Annotated in this window: 18 protein-coding genes; 8 read left to right on the top strand and 10 right to left on the bottom strand. The window is 71.6% G+C overall.

Going from position 1 to position 19849, the window contains the following annotated elements:
- The 3 genes from ACYVE7_RS11875 to ACYVE7_RS11865 all read left to right on the top strand — a co-directional run.
- On the top strand, positions 1–1225 hold a 1225-nt coding region (locus ACYVE7_RS11875), incomplete at its 5' end, for a glycoside hydrolase family 3 C-terminal domain-containing protein (RefSeq protein WP_460364681.1).
- Positions 1222–3888: a GH92 family glycosyl hydrolase gene (locus ACYVE7_RS11870; RefSeq protein WP_460364680.1), complete on the top strand. Its 2667-nt coding sequence runs from the start codon at positions 1222–1224 to the stop codon at positions 3886–3888. The genes ACYVE7_RS11875 and ACYVE7_RS11870, both read left to right, overlap by 4 nt.
- A gap of 9 nt (positions 3889–3897) precedes the next feature.
- Entirely contained in the window at positions 3898–4347 is a 450-nt protein-coding gene (locus tag ACYVE7_RS11865) for a peroxiredoxin (protein ID WP_460364679.1), read from the top strand.
- 291 nt (positions 4348–4638) lie between these two features.
- Here the strand turns inward: ACYVE7_RS11865 and ACYVE7_RS11860 are convergent, their stop codons facing one another.
- The 4 genes from ACYVE7_RS11860 to ACYVE7_RS11845 all read right to left on the bottom strand — a co-directional run bounded on the left by ACYVE7_RS11860 (position 4639) and on the right by ACYVE7_RS11845 (position 8791).
- Positions 4639–6246 (bottom strand): hypothetical protein, encoded by a 1608-nt coding sequence (locus ACYVE7_RS11860; protein ID WP_460364678.1) that lies wholly within the window; start codon positions 6244–6246, stop codon positions 4639–4641.
- Between the two features lie 80 nt (positions 6247–6326).
- A complete protein-coding gene (locus ACYVE7_RS11855) occupies positions 6327–7076 on the bottom strand; it encodes a TIGR03943 family putative permease subunit (RefSeq protein ID WP_460364677.1) in 750 nt (249 codons plus the stop codon).
- Positions 7073–8083: a permease gene (locus ACYVE7_RS11850; RefSeq protein ID WP_460364676.1), complete on the bottom strand. Its 1011-nt coding sequence runs from the start codon at positions 8081–8083 to the stop codon at positions 7073–7075. The genes ACYVE7_RS11855 and ACYVE7_RS11850 overlap by 4 nt, the downstream gene beginning before the upstream one ends.
- Before the next feature lie 69 nt (positions 8084–8152).
- Positions 8153–8791 (bottom strand): (2Fe-2S)-binding protein, encoded by a 639-nt coding sequence (locus ACYVE7_RS11845; RefSeq protein WP_460364675.1) that lies wholly within the window; start codon positions 8789–8791, stop codon positions 8153–8155.
- A gap of 140 nt (positions 8792–8931) precedes the next feature.
- Here ACYVE7_RS11845 and ACYVE7_RS11840 point away from each other — a divergent pair, with 140 nt between their 5' ends.
- Positions 8932–9504 (top strand): YdeI/OmpD-associated family protein, encoded by a 573-nt coding sequence (locus ACYVE7_RS11840; RefSeq protein WP_460364674.1) that lies wholly within the window; start codon positions 8932–8934, stop codon positions 9502–9504.
- On the opposite strand, the gene ACYVE7_RS11835 is transcribed toward ACYVE7_RS11840, so the two are convergent.
- A complete protein-coding gene (locus ACYVE7_RS11835) occupies positions 9482–10528 on the bottom strand; it encodes a phosphotransferase family protein (RefSeq protein WP_460364673.1) in 1047 nt (348 codons plus the stop codon). The two genes, ACYVE7_RS11840 and ACYVE7_RS11835, sit on opposite strands and share 23 nt — an antisense overlap.
- A 338-nt stretch (positions 10529–10866) precedes the next feature.
- On the bottom strand, positions 10867–12180 hold the full coding sequence (locus ACYVE7_RS11830) for a KamA family radical SAM protein (RefSeq protein WP_460364672.1): 1314 nt from the start codon (positions 12178–12180) through the stop codon (positions 10867–10869).
- 82 nt (positions 12181–12262) lie between these two features.
- Here ACYVE7_RS11830 and ACYVE7_RS11825 point away from each other — a divergent pair, with 82 nt between their 5' ends.
- Positions 12263–13756 (top strand): AMP-binding protein, encoded by a 1494-nt coding sequence (locus ACYVE7_RS11825; protein ID WP_460364671.1) that lies wholly within the window; start codon positions 12263–12265, stop codon positions 13754–13756.
- Between the two features lie 4 nt (positions 13757–13760).
- Here ACYVE7_RS11825 and ACYVE7_RS11820 read toward each other — a convergent pair whose 3' ends face one another.
- Complete coding sequence (locus ACYVE7_RS11820; protein WP_460364670.1) at positions 13761–14642, bottom strand: ADP-ribosylglycohydrolase family protein; 882 nt, start codon at positions 14640–14642, stop codon at positions 13761–13763.
- A gap of 53 nt (positions 14643–14695) precedes the next feature.
- Between ACYVE7_RS11820 and ACYVE7_RS11815 the strand changes: the two genes are divergently transcribed.
- A complete protein-coding gene (locus tag ACYVE7_RS11815; protein ID WP_460364669.1) occupies positions 14696–15202 on the top strand; it encodes an HAD domain-containing protein in 507 nt (168 codons plus the stop codon).
- Here the strand turns inward: ACYVE7_RS11815 and ACYVE7_RS11810 are convergent.
- Positions 15180–15980 carry a class I SAM-dependent methyltransferase gene (locus ACYVE7_RS11810; protein ID WP_460364668.1) on the bottom strand — a complete coding sequence of 267 codons (801 nt, stop codon included), beginning with the start codon at positions 15978–15980 and terminating at the stop codon, positions 15180–15182. The two genes, ACYVE7_RS11815 and ACYVE7_RS11810, sit on opposite strands and share 23 nt — an antisense overlap.
- Entirely contained in the window at positions 15973–16923 is a 951-nt protein-coding gene (locus tag ACYVE7_RS11805) for a winged helix DNA-binding domain-containing protein (RefSeq protein WP_460364667.1), read from the bottom strand. The genes ACYVE7_RS11810 and ACYVE7_RS11805 overlap by 8 nt, the downstream gene beginning before the upstream one ends.
- A gap of 107 nt (positions 16924–17030) precedes the next feature.
- Here ACYVE7_RS11805 and ACYVE7_RS11800 point away from each other — a divergent pair, with 107 nt between their 5' ends.
- A complete protein-coding gene (locus ACYVE7_RS11800) occupies positions 17031–18197 on the top strand; it encodes a winged helix DNA-binding domain-containing protein (RefSeq protein ID WP_460364666.1) in 1167 nt (388 codons plus the stop codon).
- A 62-nt stretch (positions 18198–18259) separates the two neighbouring features.
- Positions 18260–18961, top strand: coding sequence for an isocitrate lyase/PEP mutase family protein (locus ACYVE7_RS11795; RefSeq protein WP_460364665.1), 702 nt, complete (start codon positions 18260–18262; stop codon positions 18959–18961).
- Here the strand turns inward: ACYVE7_RS11795 and ACYVE7_RS11790 are convergent.
- Positions 18929–19849: sensor histidine kinase (locus ACYVE7_RS11790; protein WP_460364664.1), on the bottom strand; the 921-nt coding region annotated here is incomplete at its 5' end. The genes ACYVE7_RS11795 and ACYVE7_RS11790 overlap by 33 nt on opposite strands.

Below are 19849 nucleotides of genomic sequence, written 5' to 3'. Positions count from 1 at the left end.
GCTCACCCCCGCCTCGGGCACGGGACACGGCCTGACCGGCGCCTACCACGCGGGGACGGACCTGTCCGGGCCGCCGCTCGCCACCGCGACCGACCCGGACGTCGACTTCGACTGGAAGGGCGGCGCCCCGGTGCCCGTAGTGCCCCGCCGCGACTGGTCGGCACGCTGGACCGGCACCCTCACCGCCCCCGCGACCGGCACCTACACCTTCTCCCTGACCAGCGACGACGGCAGCCGCCTCACCATCGACGGCGAGAAGATCATCGACCGCTGGAAGCCCACAGCCCCGACCAGGACCGGGACGGTCGAGCTGACCGCCGGCCGTCACGTGCCGATCCGGATCGACTACCGGCAGGGCGCCGGCGGCTCCCATCTGACGCTCGGCTGGCGGCTGCCCGGCCAGGATCTGCACGCCGAGGCCGTCGCCGCCGCCAGGACCAGTGACGTCGCCGTCGTCTTCGCCGCCCAGCACACCACCGAGGGCGCCGACCTGCCCGGGATCGGGCTGCCCGCCGACCAGAACCGGCTGATCGCCGACGTCGCCGCCGCCAACCCCCGCACCATCGTCGTGATCAACAGCGGTTCGGCCGTCACGATGCCGTGGGCGGGGAAGGTGCCCGCGATCATCGAGGCCTGGTATCCGGGCCAGGAGTACGGCACCGCGCTCGCCGCGCTGCTGTTCGGCGACGAGAACTTCTCCGGCAGACTCCCCGTGACCTTCCCCCGGTCACTCGCCGACGTGCCCGCCCGCGACCGGGCGCGGTTCCCCGGCGGCAAGGGCGGAGTCCGGTACGACGAGGGCATCGACGTCGGCTACCGCTGGTACGACCGGCACGGCATCGCGCCCCGCTACCCGTTCGGGTTCGGCCTGTCCTACACGACCTTCGGCTACACCGATCTGACGGTCTCCCCGCCCGCCCCCGACGGCCGGGTCACCATCTCCTTCACGGTCGAGAACACCGGGACCAGGGACGGCGCGGAGATCGCGCAGGTGTATGCGGGCAAGCCGGCGGCGTCGGGGGAGCCGCCGCGCACGCTGGCCGCCTTCCGCCGGATCCCGCTCCGGCCCGGGCAGCGCGAACGGGTCACGATCGTGCTGCCCGAACGCGCCTTCCAGCACTGGGACGGCCGCTGGACGACCGCCCCCGGAACCAGGACGGTCTCCGTCGGTCCCTCCTCCCGCGACCTGCCGCTGACCGGCGCCGTCCCGGCCTCCCGCCCATGACCCGACGGCGGCTGATCGGCCTCACCACCGTCCTGCTCGCGGTGACGCTCCTCGCCGGACTGCTGGTCGTCGTGCGCGGAGTCGGCGGGCTGCCCGCGGGGCCGTCCGCGCTCGTCGACACCCGGCGCGGCTCCAACTCCGATCGCGACCACTCCCGCGGCAACACCTTCCCCGCGACGACCGTCCCGAACGGCTTCAACTTCTGGACCCCGATCACCAACGGCAACACCGGCGGCTGGCTGTACGAGTACGCCGACACCACGGTCCAGGGGTTCGGGATCAGCCACCAGGCCAGCCCGTGGACCGGCGACTACGCCCAGCTCCAGATCATGCCGATGACGGGCGGCGTCAAAACCTCGCCCGTCGAGCGCGCCTCGGCGTTCTCCCACGACGGCGAGATCGCACGGCCCGACTACTACCGCACCCGCCTCGACACCTACGGTGTCACCGCCGAGATCGCCCCCACCGACCACGCCGGCGTCCTGCGGTTCACCTTCCCCGCCGACCCCGGTTCGGTGCTGCTGTTCGACGCCATCGACCAGGCCGACGGCTCGATCCGGGTCGACCAGGCCGCACGGCGGATCAGCGGGCACGTCGACCACAAGGGGGAGCGGCTGTACTTCGTGGCGACCGTCGACAAGGAGATCGCCGCGTCGGGCTCGGGGACGAACGCGTGGGTCAGCTTCACGACCGTCGCGGACGAGCAGATCGTGCTGCGGACGGCCACCTCGTTCATCAGCGTCGACCAGGCCGCCGCCAACCTCGCCCAGGAGACCGACGGCAAGGACTTCGAGCAGATCCGGCGGGAGGCCGCCGCCCGCTGGGACGCCCTGCTCGGCCGGATCACCCTCGGCGGCGCCGACCACGACCGGCTGGTGACCTTCTACTCCTGCCTCTACCGGGCGTTCCTCTACCCGAGCGACCGGTCGGAGATCGTCGGCGGGGTGCGGCGGTACCGCAGCCCCTACGACGGCGAAGTCCACGACGGGCAGATGTATGTGAACACGGGCTTCTGGGACTCCGCCCGCGCCGTCTGGCCGCTGTCGACCCTGCTGGCGCCCCAGAAGACCGGCGAGATGCTCGATGGCTTCCTCAACGCGGCACGCGACGACGGCTGGACGCCCCGCTGGTCGGCGCCCGGATACGTCGACAGCATGGTCGGCACCCACCAGGACACCGCGTTCGCCGACGCCTACCTGAAAGGGGTGCGCGGCTTCGACGCGGCGGCGGCCTACGCGTCGATGGTGAAGGACGCGACCGTCGCGTCCGGTTCGCCCGTCAAGGGCCGTAAAGCGCTAGAGGTGTCGGCGTACAAGCGGTATGTGCCGTCGGACGTCCTGCCCGAATCGGCGTCCTGGACGCTCGAGGACGCGGCCAACGACTACGCCGTCGCCCGGATGGCCGAGGCGCTCGGTCACACCGACGAGGCCGCCTACTTCCGCGACCGGAGCCTGTCGTACGCCAACCTCTTCTCGCCCGGCACGGGCTTCTTCCGCGGCAGAACGAAGTCGGGGGCCTGGCGGGTTCCCGACGGGAAGTTCGCGCCGGAGACCTGGGGGTTCGAGTTCACCGAGGGCAACGCCTGGCACTACGCGCTGGCCGCACCGCACGACCCGCAGGGCATGGCGGCGCTCTACGGCGGCCGGGCCGGCCTGGAACGGAAACTCGACTCGGTGTTCGGCGCGCCCCGGGAGTACCGTAAGGGCGGCTACGGGCGGGTGACTCCCGAGATGCGGGGGGCCGCCGAGCTGGGCATCGGCCAGTACGCCCACTCCAACGAACCGCTTCACCACCTCATCTACATGTACGACTACGCGGGAGCCCCCGCGAAGGCGCAGGACAGGGTCCGCCAGGTTCTGACGACGCTCTACGACTCGGGCGCGGGCACCGGCAACGGCTATCCGGGTGACGAGGACAACGGCCAGATGTCCGCCTGGTACGTGTTCAGCGCGCTGGGCTTCTACCCGGCCCGGCCGGGCGGCGCCGAGTACGCGATCGGCGCGCCCCTGCATCCGAGGGCGTCGGTCTCGCTGGAGAACGGCAGGACGTTCACGGTCGAGGCGCCGGGCGTCAGCGACACCGACCGCTACATCCAGAGCGCCACCCTCGACGGCGTTCCCTACACGCGTCCCTACCTGACCCACGACACTCTGCTGGCGGGCGGTGTCCTCACGTTCCAGATGGGCCCGGCCCCGTCGGGCTGGGGTTCGGCACCGGCCGACCTCCCGCCGTCGATCACCACGACCGACGTCCCGCCGCGCCCGCTCACCGACCTGGCCCCCGCCACCGTCACCTTCCGGGGCGAGAAGGTGCGCGCGCTCACCGACGACACGTCCCTGACCCGCTGGCGGGCCCCGGGCCCGACCCCCACCGTGCGGGCCCGGCTGCGCGCCAAGGCGACCGTCCGGCAGTACACCCTCACCTCCTCGGCCGACGACCCGTCCGGCGATCCCGCCTCGTGGATCCTTCAGGGCTCCCGGGACGGCCGTACCTGGACGACCCTCGACACCCGCACCGGCGTCACGTTCGGCGACCGACGCCAACTCCGGCCGTTCACGGTCGCCGACCCGCGCCCGTACCTGCACTACCGCTTGCACGTCACCGCCAACGGCGGCGCTCCCCGCACCCACCTCGCCGAATGGGAGCTGCTGTCCGACGGATAGGTTGACTCCATGAAAATCGGTGACCTGGTCGAGGACTTCACGCTCCCGGACGAGACGGGCGAGCCCCGCACGTTGAGCTCGTTCCTGGCGGACGGCCCCGTCGTGCTCTTCTTCTACCCGGCGGCCCTGACCCCCGGCTGCACCGCGGAAGCCTGCCATTTCCGTGACATCGTCGCCGATTTCAAGGCGGTCGGCGCGCAGCTCATCGGCATCTCCGGCGACCCCGTCGACAAGCAGGCCGAGTTCTCCGCCAAGCACTCCCTCGGCTACCCGCTCCTGTCCGACCCGGCCGGCACGGTGCGCTCCCGCTTCGGCGTCAAACGCTCCGTAGCCCTCCTCCCCACCAAACGCGTCACCTTCGTCATCACCCCCGACCACCGCATCAAAGAGATCATCAAATCCGAAGTCCGCATGTCCCTCCACGCCGACAAGGCCCTGGCCGTCCTAACCCCCGCCTAGGCCATCTCCGCCCCCCCGCCGGACAGCCAATCCCGAACCCCCAGCCCGCCGGCCTTCCTCCCCCGCGCCCTCCAGCGGCAGGCGCACCCCTCATTTCGCGGCGCGCCCACGACGGCCAGCCCGGCAGCGCGCGGCTGCTCCGCCGCCCCCGGACAGGTACCCAAGGGGCTGCGGGTGGTGTGCTTCGGCCGGGGGAGTGGGGGAGGCCAGCCTGTCGGCAGCGCCCCGCCGGCCCCTTGGCGGGTGTTCAGGGGGGATGCGGGTGGGGCTCAGGGGTGAGGTCCGGGAGGGTCAGGCGGTTCGGGGCCAGGTGGAGAGGTCGCGGAAGCGGGTGTCGGGGAGGAGGCGGAGGCGGGCGGCGGTGGCGGAGGGGTCGGCCAGGAAGCGGTCGACGTCGAAGCGGCGGTTCTCGGCGACGGTCAGGATGCCGCACAGGAGAGTGTCGCCCAGCCGGATGAGGGCCAGCGGACCGATCTGGGCGTAGGACTGGTCGGTCTGCGTCATCGCGGTCGCGAGCTTGTGGAGCGAGTCGGCCCGAGGGTCGGGGGCACCGGAATGCAGAGCCGACAGCAGAGTCGAGAAGTCGCGGCGGAGGCGGGCGGGATTCTTGCCGGCCAGGTAGTACTGGGTCTGCCACGGAGTGGAACCCGACGGAACCTGCATCCGGACCCGCAGATCCATCGTGTCGACGAAATCGTCGTAGGTCTTGGTGAGCAGTTCGTGGGAGTCGGGGGCGTCGCCGCTGAGGCCGCCGCGGACGGTCGTCGGCTCGGCCTCGGCGCGCTGGCCGGCGAGGAGGTCTTCGACGGCGTCGAGGGCCTGGGCGAGATCCCGGTAGCGTTCGAGATCGCGGTCGCGTTCGGCGTCGAGCTCGTCGAGCCGTTCCAGGGCCTGGTCGGTCTGGCCGCGCAGCGCGATCAGCTCGCCGCGGTGGCCTTCGGCGTCGGCGAGCTCGCCGAGCCGCTGGGACAGCGCGTTGATGACGCCGTTCTGGCCGTCCTGCCGGGACGTGATCTCGGGCAGCAGCGTCTCGAGCCGGTCGGCGAGTTCGGCGCGCGCCCGCTGGAGTTCCGCGAGCCGCTCGCCCGCTTCGTCGCGTGCGTCCCGCAGCTCTTCGAGCCGCTCCGCCAGATCCTCCTGGCGCGCCCACAGCCCGTCCATCCGCGCGACGAGCGCCCCGCTGGTCTCGACGAGCTCCCGTACCTGCCCGTCCCCGCCCCTGACCTGCTCCTCCAGCTTTTCGGCGCGAGCGAAGAGCTCACCCACCGTCACCCCGCCGCCGGTCACGCCCATCGCTGCCTCGAGGACGTGGAGGCGTCGCGCCAGCTCGGTGTCCGCGCTGACCAGGTCCCCGATCCGCTCGACGAGCCCACCGGGATCGACCCGCGTGTCCGCGCCCGCTTCGAGGAGATGCAGGCGCGCCGCCAGCGCGGCGTCGGCCGCGTCGAGCTCGCCGATCCGTTCGGCGAGCTCCTCGGTGGGGAGGGCGGAGATCTGGGTGGTGAGGGTGTCCTCGACGTGGCGGAGATCGTAGGCGGTGGCGTCCAGACGGGCGGCCAGCGCGTCCTGGGTGCGGCGCAGGTCGTCGGTGGTGGTGTGGTGGCGGGAGGTGAACTCCTCGTGGGTGCGGCGGGACGCGTCCAGACGCGAGGTGAGATCCTCGGCGGCGGCGTCGAGTTTGCGGGACAGGCGGGTGACGGACGCCGTGTCAGGACGGGTGGCGAGCTCCGCGCGCAGCGCCGTCAGTTCGGCGGCCAGCTCGGTGAGCGTCGCCCCCAGGGCCTCGGTCCGGGACTGGAGATCGGACACCGTGCTGACGTCGCGTCTGTTCCGGCCGAAGGCCAGAAAGAGCTCCAGGCTGGCGACTGCCAGACATGCGACGACCAACACCAGTGTCATGGCACTCCTCAGGGGTTTTCCCTCTGACGATAAGCCAACAAATGCCAGCAAGGTACCGGCTTTCGGGCATACCTAAAGATCTATTCATAGGGCAGGGACGGCTTCGCGGCAGGGGTCACCGAGACGGCGGTGATGTAGTGGACGCCGAAGCCCTCCTCCGCGGCGGGTGGAGCCTTCCAGGTGCCGGTGACCTCGACCCAGGAGTTCTTCGGCGGAGCGTCCGCGCCGACCACGCTGACCTGCAGCGCGATGGCGTCGGCGGCGCAGCAGCCCACCTGGAGGCGGGTGAGGAACCACCCTCCTCCGTGACGCGGTGTGACGAAGCCGAGCAGTCTCACCTGACGTCCTCGGAGACTGGTGTCACCGCCGATCTGCATCTCGAACGATCTTCCGATGAACTCGCCCACACTGATCCGGACGGGCGTGTCGCTCGCGGGCAGCGCACCGCTCGCCGCGGCCGGCTGCGGCGCCTCCCGCACCGTGGACGCACGGCTCGCGGTGAACGCCCCCAGCTCCGGCGGCGCGACCGCGAAGATCCCGATCACCGGCAGGCACAGCAGCCACGCCACCCGCGGCCCCTGCCGCCCATGCCCGTGCCCATGCCCGTCCTCATGTCCGTGCCCGTCGGTGGCGCAGGAGTCGGCGGCGGTGGAGTGCCAGTCGCGGCGGAGCCCGGACAGCCCCAGCACGACCAGCACCACCGCGGACGCGACGAGCGGAAGCCGCAGCCCCGGCTTGACGTAGTTGGTGAACTCCCCGGTCGCGAGCGTGATCCAGAGCAGGGCTCCGCCCAGCAGGATCATGAGGAGGTTCTGGGCGGCGCGCGTCACAGGAACACCTTCCCGTAGCCGAGGCTGACCAGGACGGCGAGCACGAACGTCAGCGGAATGAACCGGGCCGCGAACCGCGAACCGAAGATCCCGCTCTGCAGCGCGATCAGTTTGAGGTCGACCATCGGCCCGACGACCAGGAACGCCAGCTTCGCCGTGGGCGAGAACTGGGTGAGGCTGGCCGCGACGAACGCGTCCGCCTCCGAGCAGATCGACATCAGCACCGCCAGCACCGCCAGCGTCAGCACCGACACCACGGGGATCCCGGCGATCCCGTCCACCCAGGCGGCGGGGACCACCACGTTGATCGTGGCCGCCGCGACCCCGCCGACGACCAGGAATCCGCCCGCGTGCATCAGGTCGTGCCGCATCGCCTGCCGGAAGGAATCCCACCGCCCGGCGCCCGGCGGCGGCCCGGCCGGGATCCGGATCAGATCGGTGCGCCCGAACCGCAGCCACAGCCAACCGGCCAGGACCGCGACCACCAGCGACGCCGCGAACCGCCCGATCACCATCGACGGCTCGTCGGGGAACGCGACCGCCGTCGACACCATGACGATCGGGTTGATCGCCGGCGCCGCCAGCAGGAAGGTCAGCGCCGCGGCGGGCGCGACCCCCTTGGCCATCAGCCCGCCCGCCACCGGCACCGAGGCGCACTCGCATCCCGGCAGCACCGCGCCGCAGATCCCCGCCACCGGGACGGCCGCCGCCGGATGCCGGGGCAGCACCCTGGTCCACAGCCGCGCCGGCACGAACGCCGTGATCGCCGCCGAGAGGGCCACACCGAACACCAGGAACGGCAGCGCCTGCACGCAGATCGCGATGAAGATGGTCGTCCACGCCTGGAACGCCGCCGACGACACCTGCGGCGCGACCCAGATCCTGGCCAGCACGAGCAGGGCCCCGATCGACACGAACAGCCAGAGTGCCTCCGACCCCGGTGACGCCTCGCGCGGCTTCCACTCCGGCGGCGGAAGCACTTCCTCGATGGTCTCTGTCCTGCTCATGCGCCCATCGTGGCAGATTTCCCGGCCGCTGGATTTCCGCCTGTGGAAAACGCCCGGCCCGTCGGGCCCCTACCGCAGGACGCAGCTCGAGCAGGCTTCCTCGTCGGGCAGCGCCACCCACAGGCAGCACGTTCTGCGTTTGACCGGATCGCACGCCATCAGGTTCTTGACGGGCGGGCCCGCCAGGTCGAGGAGGGTTCGGGCGTCGGCGTTCCCGTCGAGCTCGGCGGCGAAGCCTTCCAGCGGGTCGATCAGGGACTCGGCGACCGATCCCCACAGATTGCGCCGGCCGATCCGGGTCAGCTCGTGCAGCGCGTCGATCAGCGGGGTGTGCAGCGCGATCAGCGTCGCCCGCACGTCCGTCGCCGTTTCCAGTTCGCTCAGCCCGATGCTCAGATGCGGTTCCCGGTCGAGCAGCCGCACGACGGTCCGCTCGGGGGTGAACGCGGGGAAGGTCCGGTCGAGGGCCCAGCCGAGGCCGATCGGCAGGGTCACCCAGTAGGCGTACGCCTTCCACCAGAGGCTGGCCGCGACGTGCCGGGGCGCCCCGTACCGTGCCGCGACGGCGTTCACCTGCTCGTCCAGCAGCTCGTAGGGCGAGGTGGCCAGCTCCGCGACGGTCGGACCGCCCGACTCCAGCAGCGTCGGATTGATCCCCATCTCATACCCTGTGCCGGACAGCAGCGCCGACAGCCGCGCCAGGGTCATGCATCACTCCATCGGGCGATTTATGAGATAAGGTTAGCCTTACCTTAGCACCCTCGATCGTGGGTTCTCCGCGCCGAGTCCCGAAACTGTCGTAGGCCCCCTGTTCAATGGAGGAAGTCGCCGAGGAAGGGATGCGCCCGATGGAACCGATCTTCTTCTCCGGCCCTGCCGAGTTCAGGGCCTGGCTGGAGGAGCATCACGCCGACGCCGTCGAATGCCAGGTCGGGCTCTGGAAGAAGGCGGCCGGCAAGCCGACTCTGTCCTGGTCGGAGGCGGTCGATCAGGCCCTGTGCTTCGGCTGGATCGACGGCAGGAGCGGCAGCCTGGGCGAGCTGGCCTGGACGATCCGGTTCACTCCGCGCAAACCCCGCAGCCACTGGAGCAAGATCAATATCGCCAAGGTCGCCGAGCTGACGGAGCGCGGCCTGATGCGCCCCGCCGGGGCCGCCGCGTTCGAGGCCCGCGATCCCGAGGCCGCCGCGCCCTACAGCCACGAGCAGGACGAGATCGCCTTCGCCCCCGAGCAGGAGGCGCGCTTCCAGGCCGACGAGAAGGCCTGGGCGTGGTTCTCGGCTCAAGCCCCTTCCTACCGCCGTGCCGCGACCTTCCACGTGGTCTCCGCCAAGCGTCCCGAGACCAGGGAGCGCAGGCTGGAGCAGCTGATCGCCGACAGTGTCGAGGGGGTGCGGATCAAACCGCTCCGCCGGCCATGAACCGCTGGGCGCGCTGGAACAGCCCGAGGGTGATGCCGTGCAGCAGATCGCCCATGTCCTTGGGTGCCTTGCCCGCGCAGGCCCTGGCGTGCGTGCCCTCCAGGACGATCCCGAGCTTGAAGCAGGCCAGCACCGCGTACCAGTCGATCGCGTCCAGGCTCCGGGTGCTGTGCTCCCGGTAGGCGGCGACCAGTTCGATCGGGGCGGGCAGCCCGCCGGCCTGGCCGATCGGTCCCGCGATGGCGGCGCTGTCCTCGTCGGGCCAGGTCGCCAGCAGCCAGCCGAGGTCCACCAGCGGATCGCCGATGGTCGACATCTCCCAGTCGACGATCGCCGCGACCCGCGGTCCGTCGGGCGCGAACATCAGGTTCGCCAGGTGATAGTCGCCGTGCATGATCCCGGGCTTCCAGTGCGCGGGCAGGTTCGCCGTCAGCCAGCTCGCCGTTTCCGCCAGCCCGGGGATCTGCGGCCCGCCGTAACCGTCGAGCTTGCCGTACCCTTCCAGCTCGCCCATCCAGCGCGGCACCTGGCGTTCGAGGAAGCCGTCCGGACGCCCGTAGTCGCCGAGCCCGACCGCCTCATGGTCGACGGCGCCGAGCTTCGCCAGCGAGACCGCCGCCTCCAGCCCCATCCGGTGCCGGATCTCCGCGGAGCCCGCGTGCGGGTCGGGCAGGACGGTCGTGGCGTTGAACCCGTCCACCGGCGTCATCAGATAGAACACGGCCCCGTGCATGACGGTCTCGTCGGGGCACGCCGCGATCATCCGCGGGGCGGGCACGTCGGTGCCGTCGAGCGCGGCCAGCACCCGGGCCTCACGGCGCAGCACGTCGTTGGTCTTGGCACGCAGATGCTTCGGGCCGCGCCGCAGCACGTACTCGCGGCCGCCCCGCCGGAACGCCAGCAGGACGTTCTGGGTGCCGCCGCCGAGCTGCCGGACGTCCTCGATCGGCCCCTGCGGAAGGCCCTGGGAGTCCATCCACCCGGCCAGCACCTCGTAGTCCACGACATCCGCTGCGATCTGCATGGGCCGAGACTACCGCCCGGTAATGACGAACTCCCCGCAGGGATCCTCAGCACCAGGGGGCTGCGCTGAGTGTCCCTGCGGGGAGCTTCTCTACTTCAAGGTTTGCCCATGTCGAACCCGGCTCATGCCTGCGGAAAGGTAAAGAAGTCAGCGTCCGGTCAAGAACCGGGCTGCCAGCCGTTTCGGCGCCTGTACCAGCGCGATCCGCCGGACGTCCGCCAAGCGGCCAGGGATCCACGATGAGAGCCGCGTGTCCCGGCCGCGTGGAGCCGCCTCGTCGACCTCCTCAGGACCGCTGGGGGAGCGGACCTCACCGACGAGACGGCCTCGCGCCGCGGCTAGCCGGGCAGCAGGTCGGCTCCCCAGGCCGGTTCGAGGTCGCTCAGCCACATCGCGTCGGGGTCGAACCGGGCGAAGAACGGCCTGCCGACCAGGGACGGGTCCCTGGCCTGGAGCATCCGGAGCACGAACACCTTCTCGCCGGCGATCTCGGCGGTCCCGTCGATGACGGCCTTGCCGGGATCGGCCGACATGACCGGCCCGCGGACCGTCCTGGCCAGCCCCGACACCGAGCCGATGGCCTCGGCGTAGATGTCGACGGCCCGGCTGAGCGGCACCCCGAAGTGGTCCTGCGGCCCGGTGTCCCGCTCGATGAACATGTAGTAGGGGACGATCCCGAGCCGGGTGGCCTCCCGCCACAGCCGTGCCCAGACCGCGGCGTCGTCGTTGACGCCCCGGATCAGCGGCCCCTGCGTCCGGATGACCGCGCCGGTCGTCCGGATCCGCCGCAGCGCCGCCTGCGCGGGTTCGGGCTCCAGTTCGACGGGGTGGCTGTAGTGCGCCATGACGGCCAGGTGCCGCCCCGCCGCGATCACCTGGTCGAACAGGGCGAGCAGCGCGTCGGCGTCGGGATCGGTGGTGAACCGGAACGGCCAGTAGGCGAGCGCCTTGGTGCCGAGCCGGATCGATTCGATGTGGTCGATCTCCAGCAGGGGCTCCACATAACGGCGCAGGACGTCCGTCCGCATGATCAGCGCGTCGCCGCCGGTGATGAGCACGCTCGTCACCTCGGGATGGGCCCGCAGGTAGGCGGTCGTCGACTCGGCGTCGCCCGTGGAGATCTTCAGTTCCTTCTCGCCGACGAACTGCGGCCAGCGGAAGCAGTAGGTGCAGTAGGCGTGGCAGGTCTGGCCCTGGCTGGGGAAGACCAGGACGGTCTCGGCGTACTTGTGCTGGAGGCCGGGGAGCGGCACTCCGTCCAGGGTCGGCTGGTTGCGGTCGAGCTGTCCCGAAGGGTGGGGGTTGAGCCGGTGCCGGATCACGTTGGCCGCGGCGCGCAGCTCGGCGGGGGAGGCGTCGGCGCGGAGCAGGCCCTCCATCCGGGCGAGGTCGTCGGGGGCGAGCATTCCCGGGTGCGGGAAGTTGAGCCGGAACATGGGGTCGTCGGGGGCGGCCGCCCAGTCGATGAGGGTGTCGGCCACGTAGGCGTTGGTGCGGAAGGGGAAGACCGCTGCCACGGCCGCCGCCCTGACCCGGTCCGCCTCGTCGAGGCCGGCTCGTTTCAGCAGGTCATCGAGGTGCCGGGCCGTCAGCGCCCGGAACACGGTATGCGTCAAGGTCCTCCCATCTACATGATCATTCTCGGTTTCCATACTGGCCGCTCCCGGCCGACTCGCACCCGCGAGGGCTGGCCGGTTGCGGTCCTGTTCGGGGGTTTCGGCACAATGTGCGCTCATGGAGTACCGCGTCGCCGACATCGTCCGCCGCTTCGGCGCGGAACGCCCGCAGGCCCCGGCGATCACCGGGGACGGCAGGACGGTCACCTACGGCGAGCTCGACGCCCGCTCCAACCAGGTCGGTCAGGCCCTGCTCGCCGAGGGGTTCGGCCCCGGCGCGCGGATCGGCTACCTGGGCAAGAACGCCCCCGAGTTCTTCGACGTCCTGTTCGGCGCGGCCAAGACCGGCGCCGTGCTCACCCCGGTCAACTGGCGGCTCACGCCCCGCGAGATCGGTGCGGTGCTCGACGACGCGGGCGCCGCCCTCACGATCGTCGACCGGGAACTCGCCGGCCTCGACCTGCCCGGCCGGAAGATCGTGACGGGTCCCGCGTTCGAGGGCTGGCTGGCCGCCCGTCCGGCCGACGATCCGGGGTACACCGGCAGCCCCGACGACGTCGTCGCGCAGCTCTACACGTCCGGGACGACCGGCCTGCCCAAAGGCGTGCCCCTGACGAACCGGAACTTCTCGGTCGGGGTGCGGCGTTCGGCGGCCTGGCGGATGACCGGCGACTCGGTGAACCTGGTACCCATGCCGCTGTTCCACGTCGGCGGCACCGGCTACGCCCTCACCGGCCTCTACCCGGGCGGCCACCATGTGCTGGTGCGCGACGTGCGCCCTGCGGAGCTCGCCGACACGATCGTGGAGTTCGGGGTGACGCACTCCTTCATCGTGCCCGCCGTGCTCCGCGCCATGTGCGACCTGCCGGAACCGCGTGCCTACTCGACGCTGCGGGCGATCGGCTACGGCGCGTCGCCGATCACCACCGAGCTCCTCCACCGCGTGCTGGAGACCTTCAAGGCGCCGCTGTTCCAGTCCTACGGGATGACCGAGACGACCGGCACGATCGTCCAGCTCGACCCCGACGATCATGCTTCGCCGTATCTGATGCGTTCGGCCGGCCGCCCCTATCCCTGGGTGGAGCTGCGGATCGTCGATCCGGCGACCGGCGAGTCGCTGGCGGCGGGGGAGACCGGGGAGGTGTGGGTGCGGTCGCACCAGAACACGTCCGGCTACTGGAACCGGCCCGCCGAGACCGAACGGTTGGTGACCCCCGACGGCTGGCTGCGCACCGGCGACGCCGGCCATCTCGACCGCGACGGCTACCTTTTCCTCACCGACCGGATCAAGGACATGATCGTGACGGGCGGGGAGAACGTGTACCCCGTCGAGATCGAGGAGGTCCTGTCGGCGCATCCGGGCATCGCGGACGTCGCGGTCATCGGCGTGCCCGACGAGAAGTGGGGCGAGACGGTCCTGGCGGTCGTCGTCCGCGCCGATCCCGCGCTCACCGAGCGTGAGGTCCTGGAGCACGGCAGGGCGGGTCTCGCCGGTTTCAAGCGCCCCCGCAGGGTCGTGTTCGCCGCGACGCTGCCGCGCAACCCGGGCGGCAAGGTGCTCAAGAAGGAACTGCGCGCCCCGTACTGGACGGGCACGGGACGCGACGTCTAGCGGCTCAGCCCAGGTCGAGCCAGCCCGGCAGCGGTTCGCGCCGCTCCAGCCAGTCGGCCGGGATCGCGGCGACGCCCTGGTGGGCGGCGCGCACCCCGCCGACGATCGCGGCCGTGGTGTCGCGGTCGCCGCCGGATTCCGCGACGGTCCTGACGGCGTCCGCATAAGACGGCCGGTTCGCGATCGCCCAGACACAGAACGGGACGGTGTCGGGCGCGCTGATCCGCGCTCCGTTCCCGAGGGCGAGCGCCGCCTCCTCGGCCGTGGCCCCGGCCAGCTTGGCGGCCGCCACCACACCGTCGCGGACCTGGCCGTCCGGGAGCCGGGCGAGGACCGTGTCGATCAGGCCGTCGAGCGCTTCACCGCGCCGGGAGGCGGCGTATCCCGCGGCGACGGCGATCGCGATCGCTCCTGCGATGCCCTCCGGATGGGCGTGGGTGATCTCCGCGGACAGCGCGGCCTCCTCGGCGGCGCGCTCCAGATCGTCGGCGAACCAGGCGCCGAGCGGGGCGACGCGCATCGCGCCGCCGTTGCCCCACGAACCGATGTTCTCGAAGAGTTGCGGCGCGACGACCCGCCAGTCCTCCCCGGCGCCGATCCGGGTGATGAACTGGTCGGCGCCCATGCCGTAGTCGCGGAACCGTTCGGCGCGGGACGCGAACGCGGCGGCCAGGGCGTCCTGGTCGACGCGGCCGAACCCGTTCAGGACGTCCACGAGGGAGCAGGCCATCTGGGTGTCGTCGGTCCACGCCCACCGGTCGGGGTGGCCGGGGGAGGCGACGACCCAGTCCGGTGGGAGCAGCCGGTTGCCGTAGGCGTCTCCGGCGGAGAGGCCGTGGAGGGAGTCGTAGGCGAGTTCCTTGCGCTGTTCGAGCGACAGGTCCATGGAAGGTTATTCTCAACTACTGAAGAACGACTGTCCAGTGGTATCTTCCGCGAATGGAGCCTCCCGCGGTCCTCATCGATGTCGACGGCGTGCTCAACCCCCGCAAGAAGGGCAAGGGCTACCGCCGCTTCAAGGCCACGCCGGAAGCCGTCACCTACCGGCTCTGGCTCCACCGCGAACACGGCCGGATGCTGCGCGAACTGGCCGAGACGACCGGATCCGAGCTGGTCTGGGCGAGCTACTGGTGCGGCCACGCCAACGGCTGGATCGCGCCCCGCGTCGGGCTCCCGTCCATGCCCTACGTGCCGATCCCGCGCCGCCCCGTCGGCGGCGAGCACACGCTGGGGGAGTGGAAGGTCGACCGCGTCGTCCGCTGGGCCGGCGCCCGGCCCTTCGTCTGGTTCGAGGACGAGCCCGACGCCGCCGAAGCGCTCGCCGCCAGCACCGGGCTCGGCCCCTACCTCCTGGTGGAGATCGATCCGGTGCACGGGCTGACCGCCGAGCACATCGAGCGGGCGAAGGACTGGCTCGACGGCCTCAGCGCGACGCCCGCAAGCTGAACATCATCGGGAGGCGCGGACCGTCGTCGGAGTAGGTCGTGTCGGGCCGCCGGACCATGGTCTCGTACCGGGGGAACAGCGTGTGGTCGTGCTCGTGCAGGAACTCGATCCGCAGCCCCGCCGCGGCGACGGCCGAGACGATGTCGGCGAGCGTGTGGTCCCAGGCGACGGTCGTGTCGTTCACTGTCCGCGCGGACTGGTCGGCGTAGGTGCCGGGCTCGTTCCAGACCTTCGGGCCGACGTCGAAGTAGTCGTGCTCGCGCTTCAGCCCGGTCGCGTCGTCGAAGACGTTGGTGATTGGATGGAACTCCGACAGGTAGAGGAAGCCGCCCGGGTTGAGCAGGCCCGCGACGATCCGGGCCCACCGGTCCAGATCGGGCAGCCACGGCAGCGCGCCGAGACCCGTGTAGACGATGTCGTAGGTGGCGCCCAGCGCTTCGGGGGCGTCGTAGAGGTCGGCGGTGACGAACCGGGCGTCATAGCCGAGCTCGTTCGCCAGCCGGGAGGCCGCCTCGACGGCGGGCGCGGAGAAGTCGAGCCCCGTCACCGAAGCGCCGCGCGTCGCCCAGGACAGGGTGTCCAGGCCGAAATGGCACTGCAGATGGACGAGTGAACGGCCGGTGACGTCGCCGACCTCGTCCCGCTCGAACGGCCGCAGGACGTCCGGTTTCCGCTTGAACCCCGCCACGTCGTAGAACTCGCCCTCGACATGGATCGGGACGCGTTCGTCCCAGCTCGCCTTGTTCAGTTCCCGCCAGCGGTCGGTGATCTCACTCATTCACCCGAGTCTGGCGGAACCGCTCGACGTCGCGAAACTCCTTTTCCAGCGCGTCGGGGTCGATCGGTTCGCCGGGGAACGGCTCGGCCGCCGAACCGCGCCAGGTTCCGGCGATCCGGCCGTCCACGATCACGGACGCCCTGATCATGCCGCCGCCCGGATGGACGGCCTTGCGGTGCTCGGGCGCCAGCCCGCGGTCCTTCCAGCCGAGGAGGTACTCATCGAAAGCGGGCACCAGCCGGACGAAAGGCGCGCATTCCCTGGCGGGCGGTGCGCTGGAGTCGCGCCAGCCGCGCCGAGCTTTGCCCAGAGAGACCCCGGACCAGACGGCCAGATCCTCCGGGGTGCTCGGGCCGTGCGCCCGCCGATAGCGGGTGGCCAGCTCGGTGAGCGCCCTGTCCTCGTCGACCTCGGTGGGCAGTGGCGCGCCCAGCCAGTCAGCGGCATGGACATAGGTCGCCTTTCCGGCGGTGTCGGGGCCGAGCACGACCAGCCCGGCGCGCGCCCCGAGGGCCGCGTGATGCACGATCGCCTGCCCTTCGACGCCGAGCAGCTCACCCAGTTCGGCCTTGCCGACCGGACCGCGCCCCGCGAGCGCCCGGTCCACGGCGCTGACGGCCTCCGCCTCGGTCCGTGCGACGCCGAGCTCACGCAGCCGTCGCAGCGATCCGGTGGCCGAAGGGCGGAGCAGCGGATGCAGCCAGCCCAGATCCTCGGCGGCCGCCAGATGCAGCGTGCCGCGCGGCCCCCAGAGCCGGACGACCGACCGGTCCTCCTTCGCCGCCGCGACGTCGGCCGCGCGCAGCCCCTCCGCCCGCGCCCGGAACGCCAGTGGATACGCCGCGACGTCCTGGGCCTGCACGGCCAGCAGATGCCGGACGATCTCCAGCACACCGAGCCCGGCGGGCCGGTCGAGAAGTTGCGCGACGGCTCTGTCCCTCACCCGATGTCCCTCACCCGATCATTGTCCGCCACAGCGCGGACCGGACGGTCCGCGGATCCGGGCGGCGTCTTCGGAATTCTGTCGGTGGTGGTCGTTAGGTTGGCGGCGTGGTCGACTTCACGCTCGCTCAGGCCCGCGGACTCACCCTCGGGCGGCAAGGGCTGTCCGGGCCCCGCGTCGCCTCGGTCGGCGATGCCGTCACGGCGGCCGTGGGCGTCTTCGCGTCCGCCCCGACCTGCTATCTGTCGCTGGCCGCGCGTGTCGAGGGGTTCCGGCTCGACGATCTCGACCGGGAGCTGTACGAGAAGCGGTCTCTGATCCGGGTGCGGAGTATGCACGAGATGGCGTTCGTGCTGCCCGTCGCCGACCTGCCGGTGATCCTCGCGGCGACCAACGCGGGCGACGCCAAGGCCGAGGCGCGGATCCTTCGGCAGGTCGGCATCGACTCGGCCGCCTATGCGGGCTGGTCGGAGCGGATCCTCGCGGTGCTCGCGGAGGTGCCGACGGCGAGCGTCACCGAGCTGCGCGCCCATCTGGGAGCGGACGCCCCCGCCCACCTGAACTACATCGTCGCGCTGATGGGCCGCCAATGCCGGGTGGTCCGCGCCGAGGTGCGGGGCGGCTGGCGCAGCGACTCCTACTCCTACGCCGCGTGGCAATCCTGGACGGGCGCCGAACTCGAACAGGCCGAACAGGCCGCCGCCAGGACGGAGCTGGCCCGCCGCTATCTGAAGTCGTTCGGCCCCGCCACGGCCGCCGACCTCAAGTGGTGGGCGGGCTGGACGGTCCGCGACACCAAGGCCGCCCTCGCGGGCCTCGACCTGACCGAGATCACCGTGGCGGACGCCCCCGCCCTGCTCCTCACCGAGGATCTGGACGCCCTCGCCACGGCCGCGCCCGCCGAAGGAGTCCGCCTGCTGCCCTACTGGGACGCCCTGATGATGGGATACGAGCGGCTGGCCCGCGCCCCCCGCCTCGTCGCCCCTGACGACCACCCGAAGATCTACGACAAGTCCGGCAACGGCACCTGCACCCTGCTCCTCGACGGCGTCGCCGCGGGCGTCTGGGAACTGGAGCACGCCAAAGACACCCTGACGCTCCGCGTCGCCCCCTTCACGGCGGGGCTCCGCCCTCCCGGGATCGAGGCGGAAGCGGCCCGTCTCGCCGAAGCCGTCTCCGCGAAGGAGCTCATCCTCGAATTCGCCGACCCTCCCCTCCCTCTCGCAGCCGGAGCCCGCAACGCCTTCATGTCCCCCCTCCGCCTCGGCGGCTGACCGCGCCCCGCGACCTTCCACGGGAAGCGGCGGACGTCCGCCGCCCGGGAGAGGATGACGCCATGAACACGCTGAAAGATCTTCATATCCCCGGTGATCCGTTGATCCTTCCCAATGCCTGGGACGTCGCCTCGGCGAAGATCGTGGAGGAGGCGGGGTTCCCCGCGATCGCCACGACCAGCGCGGGAGTCGCCCCGGCGCTGGGCTACGCCGACCGCGAGCGAACCCCCGCCGCCGAGATGTTCGCGGCCCTCGCCCGGATCACCCGGGCCGTCGCGGTCCCGGTGACGGCCGACATCGAGCACGGCTACGGCCTGAACCCCGCCGAACTCGCCGAACGGCTCGCCGAGGCGGGCGTCGCCGGCTGCAATCTCGAGGACTCGATCGACGGGGTGCTCCAGGACCGGGAGGAGCACGCCGACTTCCTGGCCGCCGTCCGGCAGGCCGACCCCGAACTGGTGATCAACGCCAGGGTCGACTCCTGTCTGCGCGGATTCGGCCTCGACGACGCGATCGAGCGGGGCCGCCGCTACCGGGAGGCGGGCGCCGACTGCGTCTACCCGATCACCGGAGCCGAGGTCGCGGAGCTGGTCGAGGGGATCGGCGGCCCGGTCAACGTCCTGTTCACCCCGGAGCTGACCATCGCGGAGCTGGCGGACCTGGGCGTCGCCCGGATCAGCTACGGCGAGGGCGTCTACGCCGTCGCCTACGAGCGCGCCCGCGCCGCCGTCTCAGCGATTCGCGGTGGCCACAGCCCGTACTGACGGCAGCCGCACCGCGAAGCAGGTCCCGACGCCGAGCGTGCTCTCCACGGTGATCTCGCCGCCGTGGGCGAGCACGATCTCACGGGAGATGGCCAGCCCCAGCCCGCGGCCGCCGGTCGTCCTGCCGCGCGAGGTGTCGGCGCGCCAGAACCGGTCGAACACGTGCGGCAGATCGTCGGGGGAGATGCCGTGGCCGTCGTCGGTGACGGTGATCAGCGCCATCCCGCCGTCGTCCGCGGCCTCCAGCGTGACGGTCGTCGCGGCCGCCCTGACCGCGTTGGTGATCAGGTTGCCGACCACCTGGCGGAGCCGGTCGGGGTCGGCGTTCACCTGGGGCGCGGCGCCGGAGGCGAGCACCAGCTCGACGGACGCGGTCCTGGCGACGGCCTGGTGTGAGGCGTGGCAGGTGGCCAGCAGTTCGGCCGGGTCGAGCCGGTCGCGGTGGTACACCAGCGAGCCGGATTCGGCGAGCGCCAGCTCCTGCAGGTCGTCGATCAGCCGCTGCTGGAGCACGGCCTCCTCGTGCAGTGACGCGAACAGTTCGACGTCCGGTTCGAGCAGCCCGTCCTGGACGGCCTCGACATACCCGCGGATGTTGGCCAGCGGGGTCCGCAGCTCGTGCGCGATATCGCTGATCATCCGGCGCTGGCGCTCCTCGCTGCGCTGCAGCGAGTCGGCCATCCGGTTGAACGACCGCGCCACGTCGGCCACCTCGTCGTCGCCGCGGACCGGTACCCGCTCGGACAGGTCGCCGGACGCGAGCTTGCGGGAGGCGTGGCTGAGCGCGTCGAGCTGGTTGAGGACGCGGCGGCAGAGCAGCACGGTCTCGGCGATCGCCAGCAGCGCCACCACCCCGGCGGCGGCGAGGGTGCGGCGCGGCGACACCTG

This window comes from Actinocorallia lasiicapitis, from assembly GCF_054778695.1.
The sequence above is the reverse complement of the archived record's forward strand: the minus strand, read 5'-3'. Positions and strand labels throughout refer to the sequence as shown.

Bases quoted from the DNA above. Each gene is read 5' to 3' on its own strand.
- ACYVE7_RS11870 (WP_460364680.1), top strand. From the start codon at position 1,222: ATGACCCGACGGCGGCTGATCGGCCTCACCACCGTCCTGCTCGCGGTG.
- ACYVE7_RS11865 (WP_460364679.1), top strand. From the start codon at position 3,898: ATGAAAATCGGTGACCTGGTCGAGGACTTCACGCTCCCGGACGAGACG.
- ACYVE7_RS11860 (WP_460364678.1), bottom strand. From the start codon at position 6,246: ATGACACTGGTGTTGGTCGTCGCATGTCTGGCAGTCGCCAGCCTGGAG.
- ACYVE7_RS11850 (WP_460364676.1), bottom strand. From the start codon at position 8,083: ATGAGCAGGACAGAGACCATCGAGGAAGTGCTTCCGCCGCCGGAGTGG.
- ACYVE7_RS11845 (WP_460364675.1), bottom strand. From the start codon at position 8,791: ATGACCCTGGCGCGGCTGTCGGCGCTGCTGTCCGGCACAGGGTATGAG.
- ACYVE7_RS11840 (WP_460364674.1), top strand. From the start codon at position 8,932: ATGGAACCGATCTTCTTCTCCGGCCCTGCCGAGTTCAGGGCCTGGCTG.
- ACYVE7_RS11835 (WP_460364673.1), bottom strand. From the start codon at position 10,528: ATGCAGATCGCAGCGGATGTCGTGGACTACGAGGTGCTGGCCGGGTGG.
- ACYVE7_RS11830 (WP_460364672.1), bottom strand. From the start codon at position 12,180: ATGGAAACCGAGAATGATCATGTAGATGGGAGGACCTTGACGCATACC.
- ACYVE7_RS11825 (WP_460364671.1), top strand. From the start codon at position 12,263: ATGGAGTACCGCGTCGCCGACATCGTCCGCCGCTTCGGCGCGGAACGC.
- ACYVE7_RS11820 (WP_460364670.1), bottom strand. From the start codon at position 14,642: ATGGACCTGTCGCTCGAACAGCGCAAGGAACTCGCCTACGACTCCCTC.
- ACYVE7_RS11815 (WP_460364669.1), top strand. From the start codon at position 14,696: ATGGAGCCTCCCGCGGTCCTCATCGATGTCGACGGCGTGCTCAACCCC.
- ACYVE7_RS11810 (WP_460364668.1), bottom strand. From the start codon at position 15,980: ATGAGTGAGATCACCGACCGCTGGCGGGAACTGAACAAGGCGAGCTGG.
- ACYVE7_RS11795 (WP_460364665.1), top strand. From the start codon at position 18,260: ATGAACACGCTGAAAGATCTTCATATCCCCGGTGATCCGTTGATCCTT.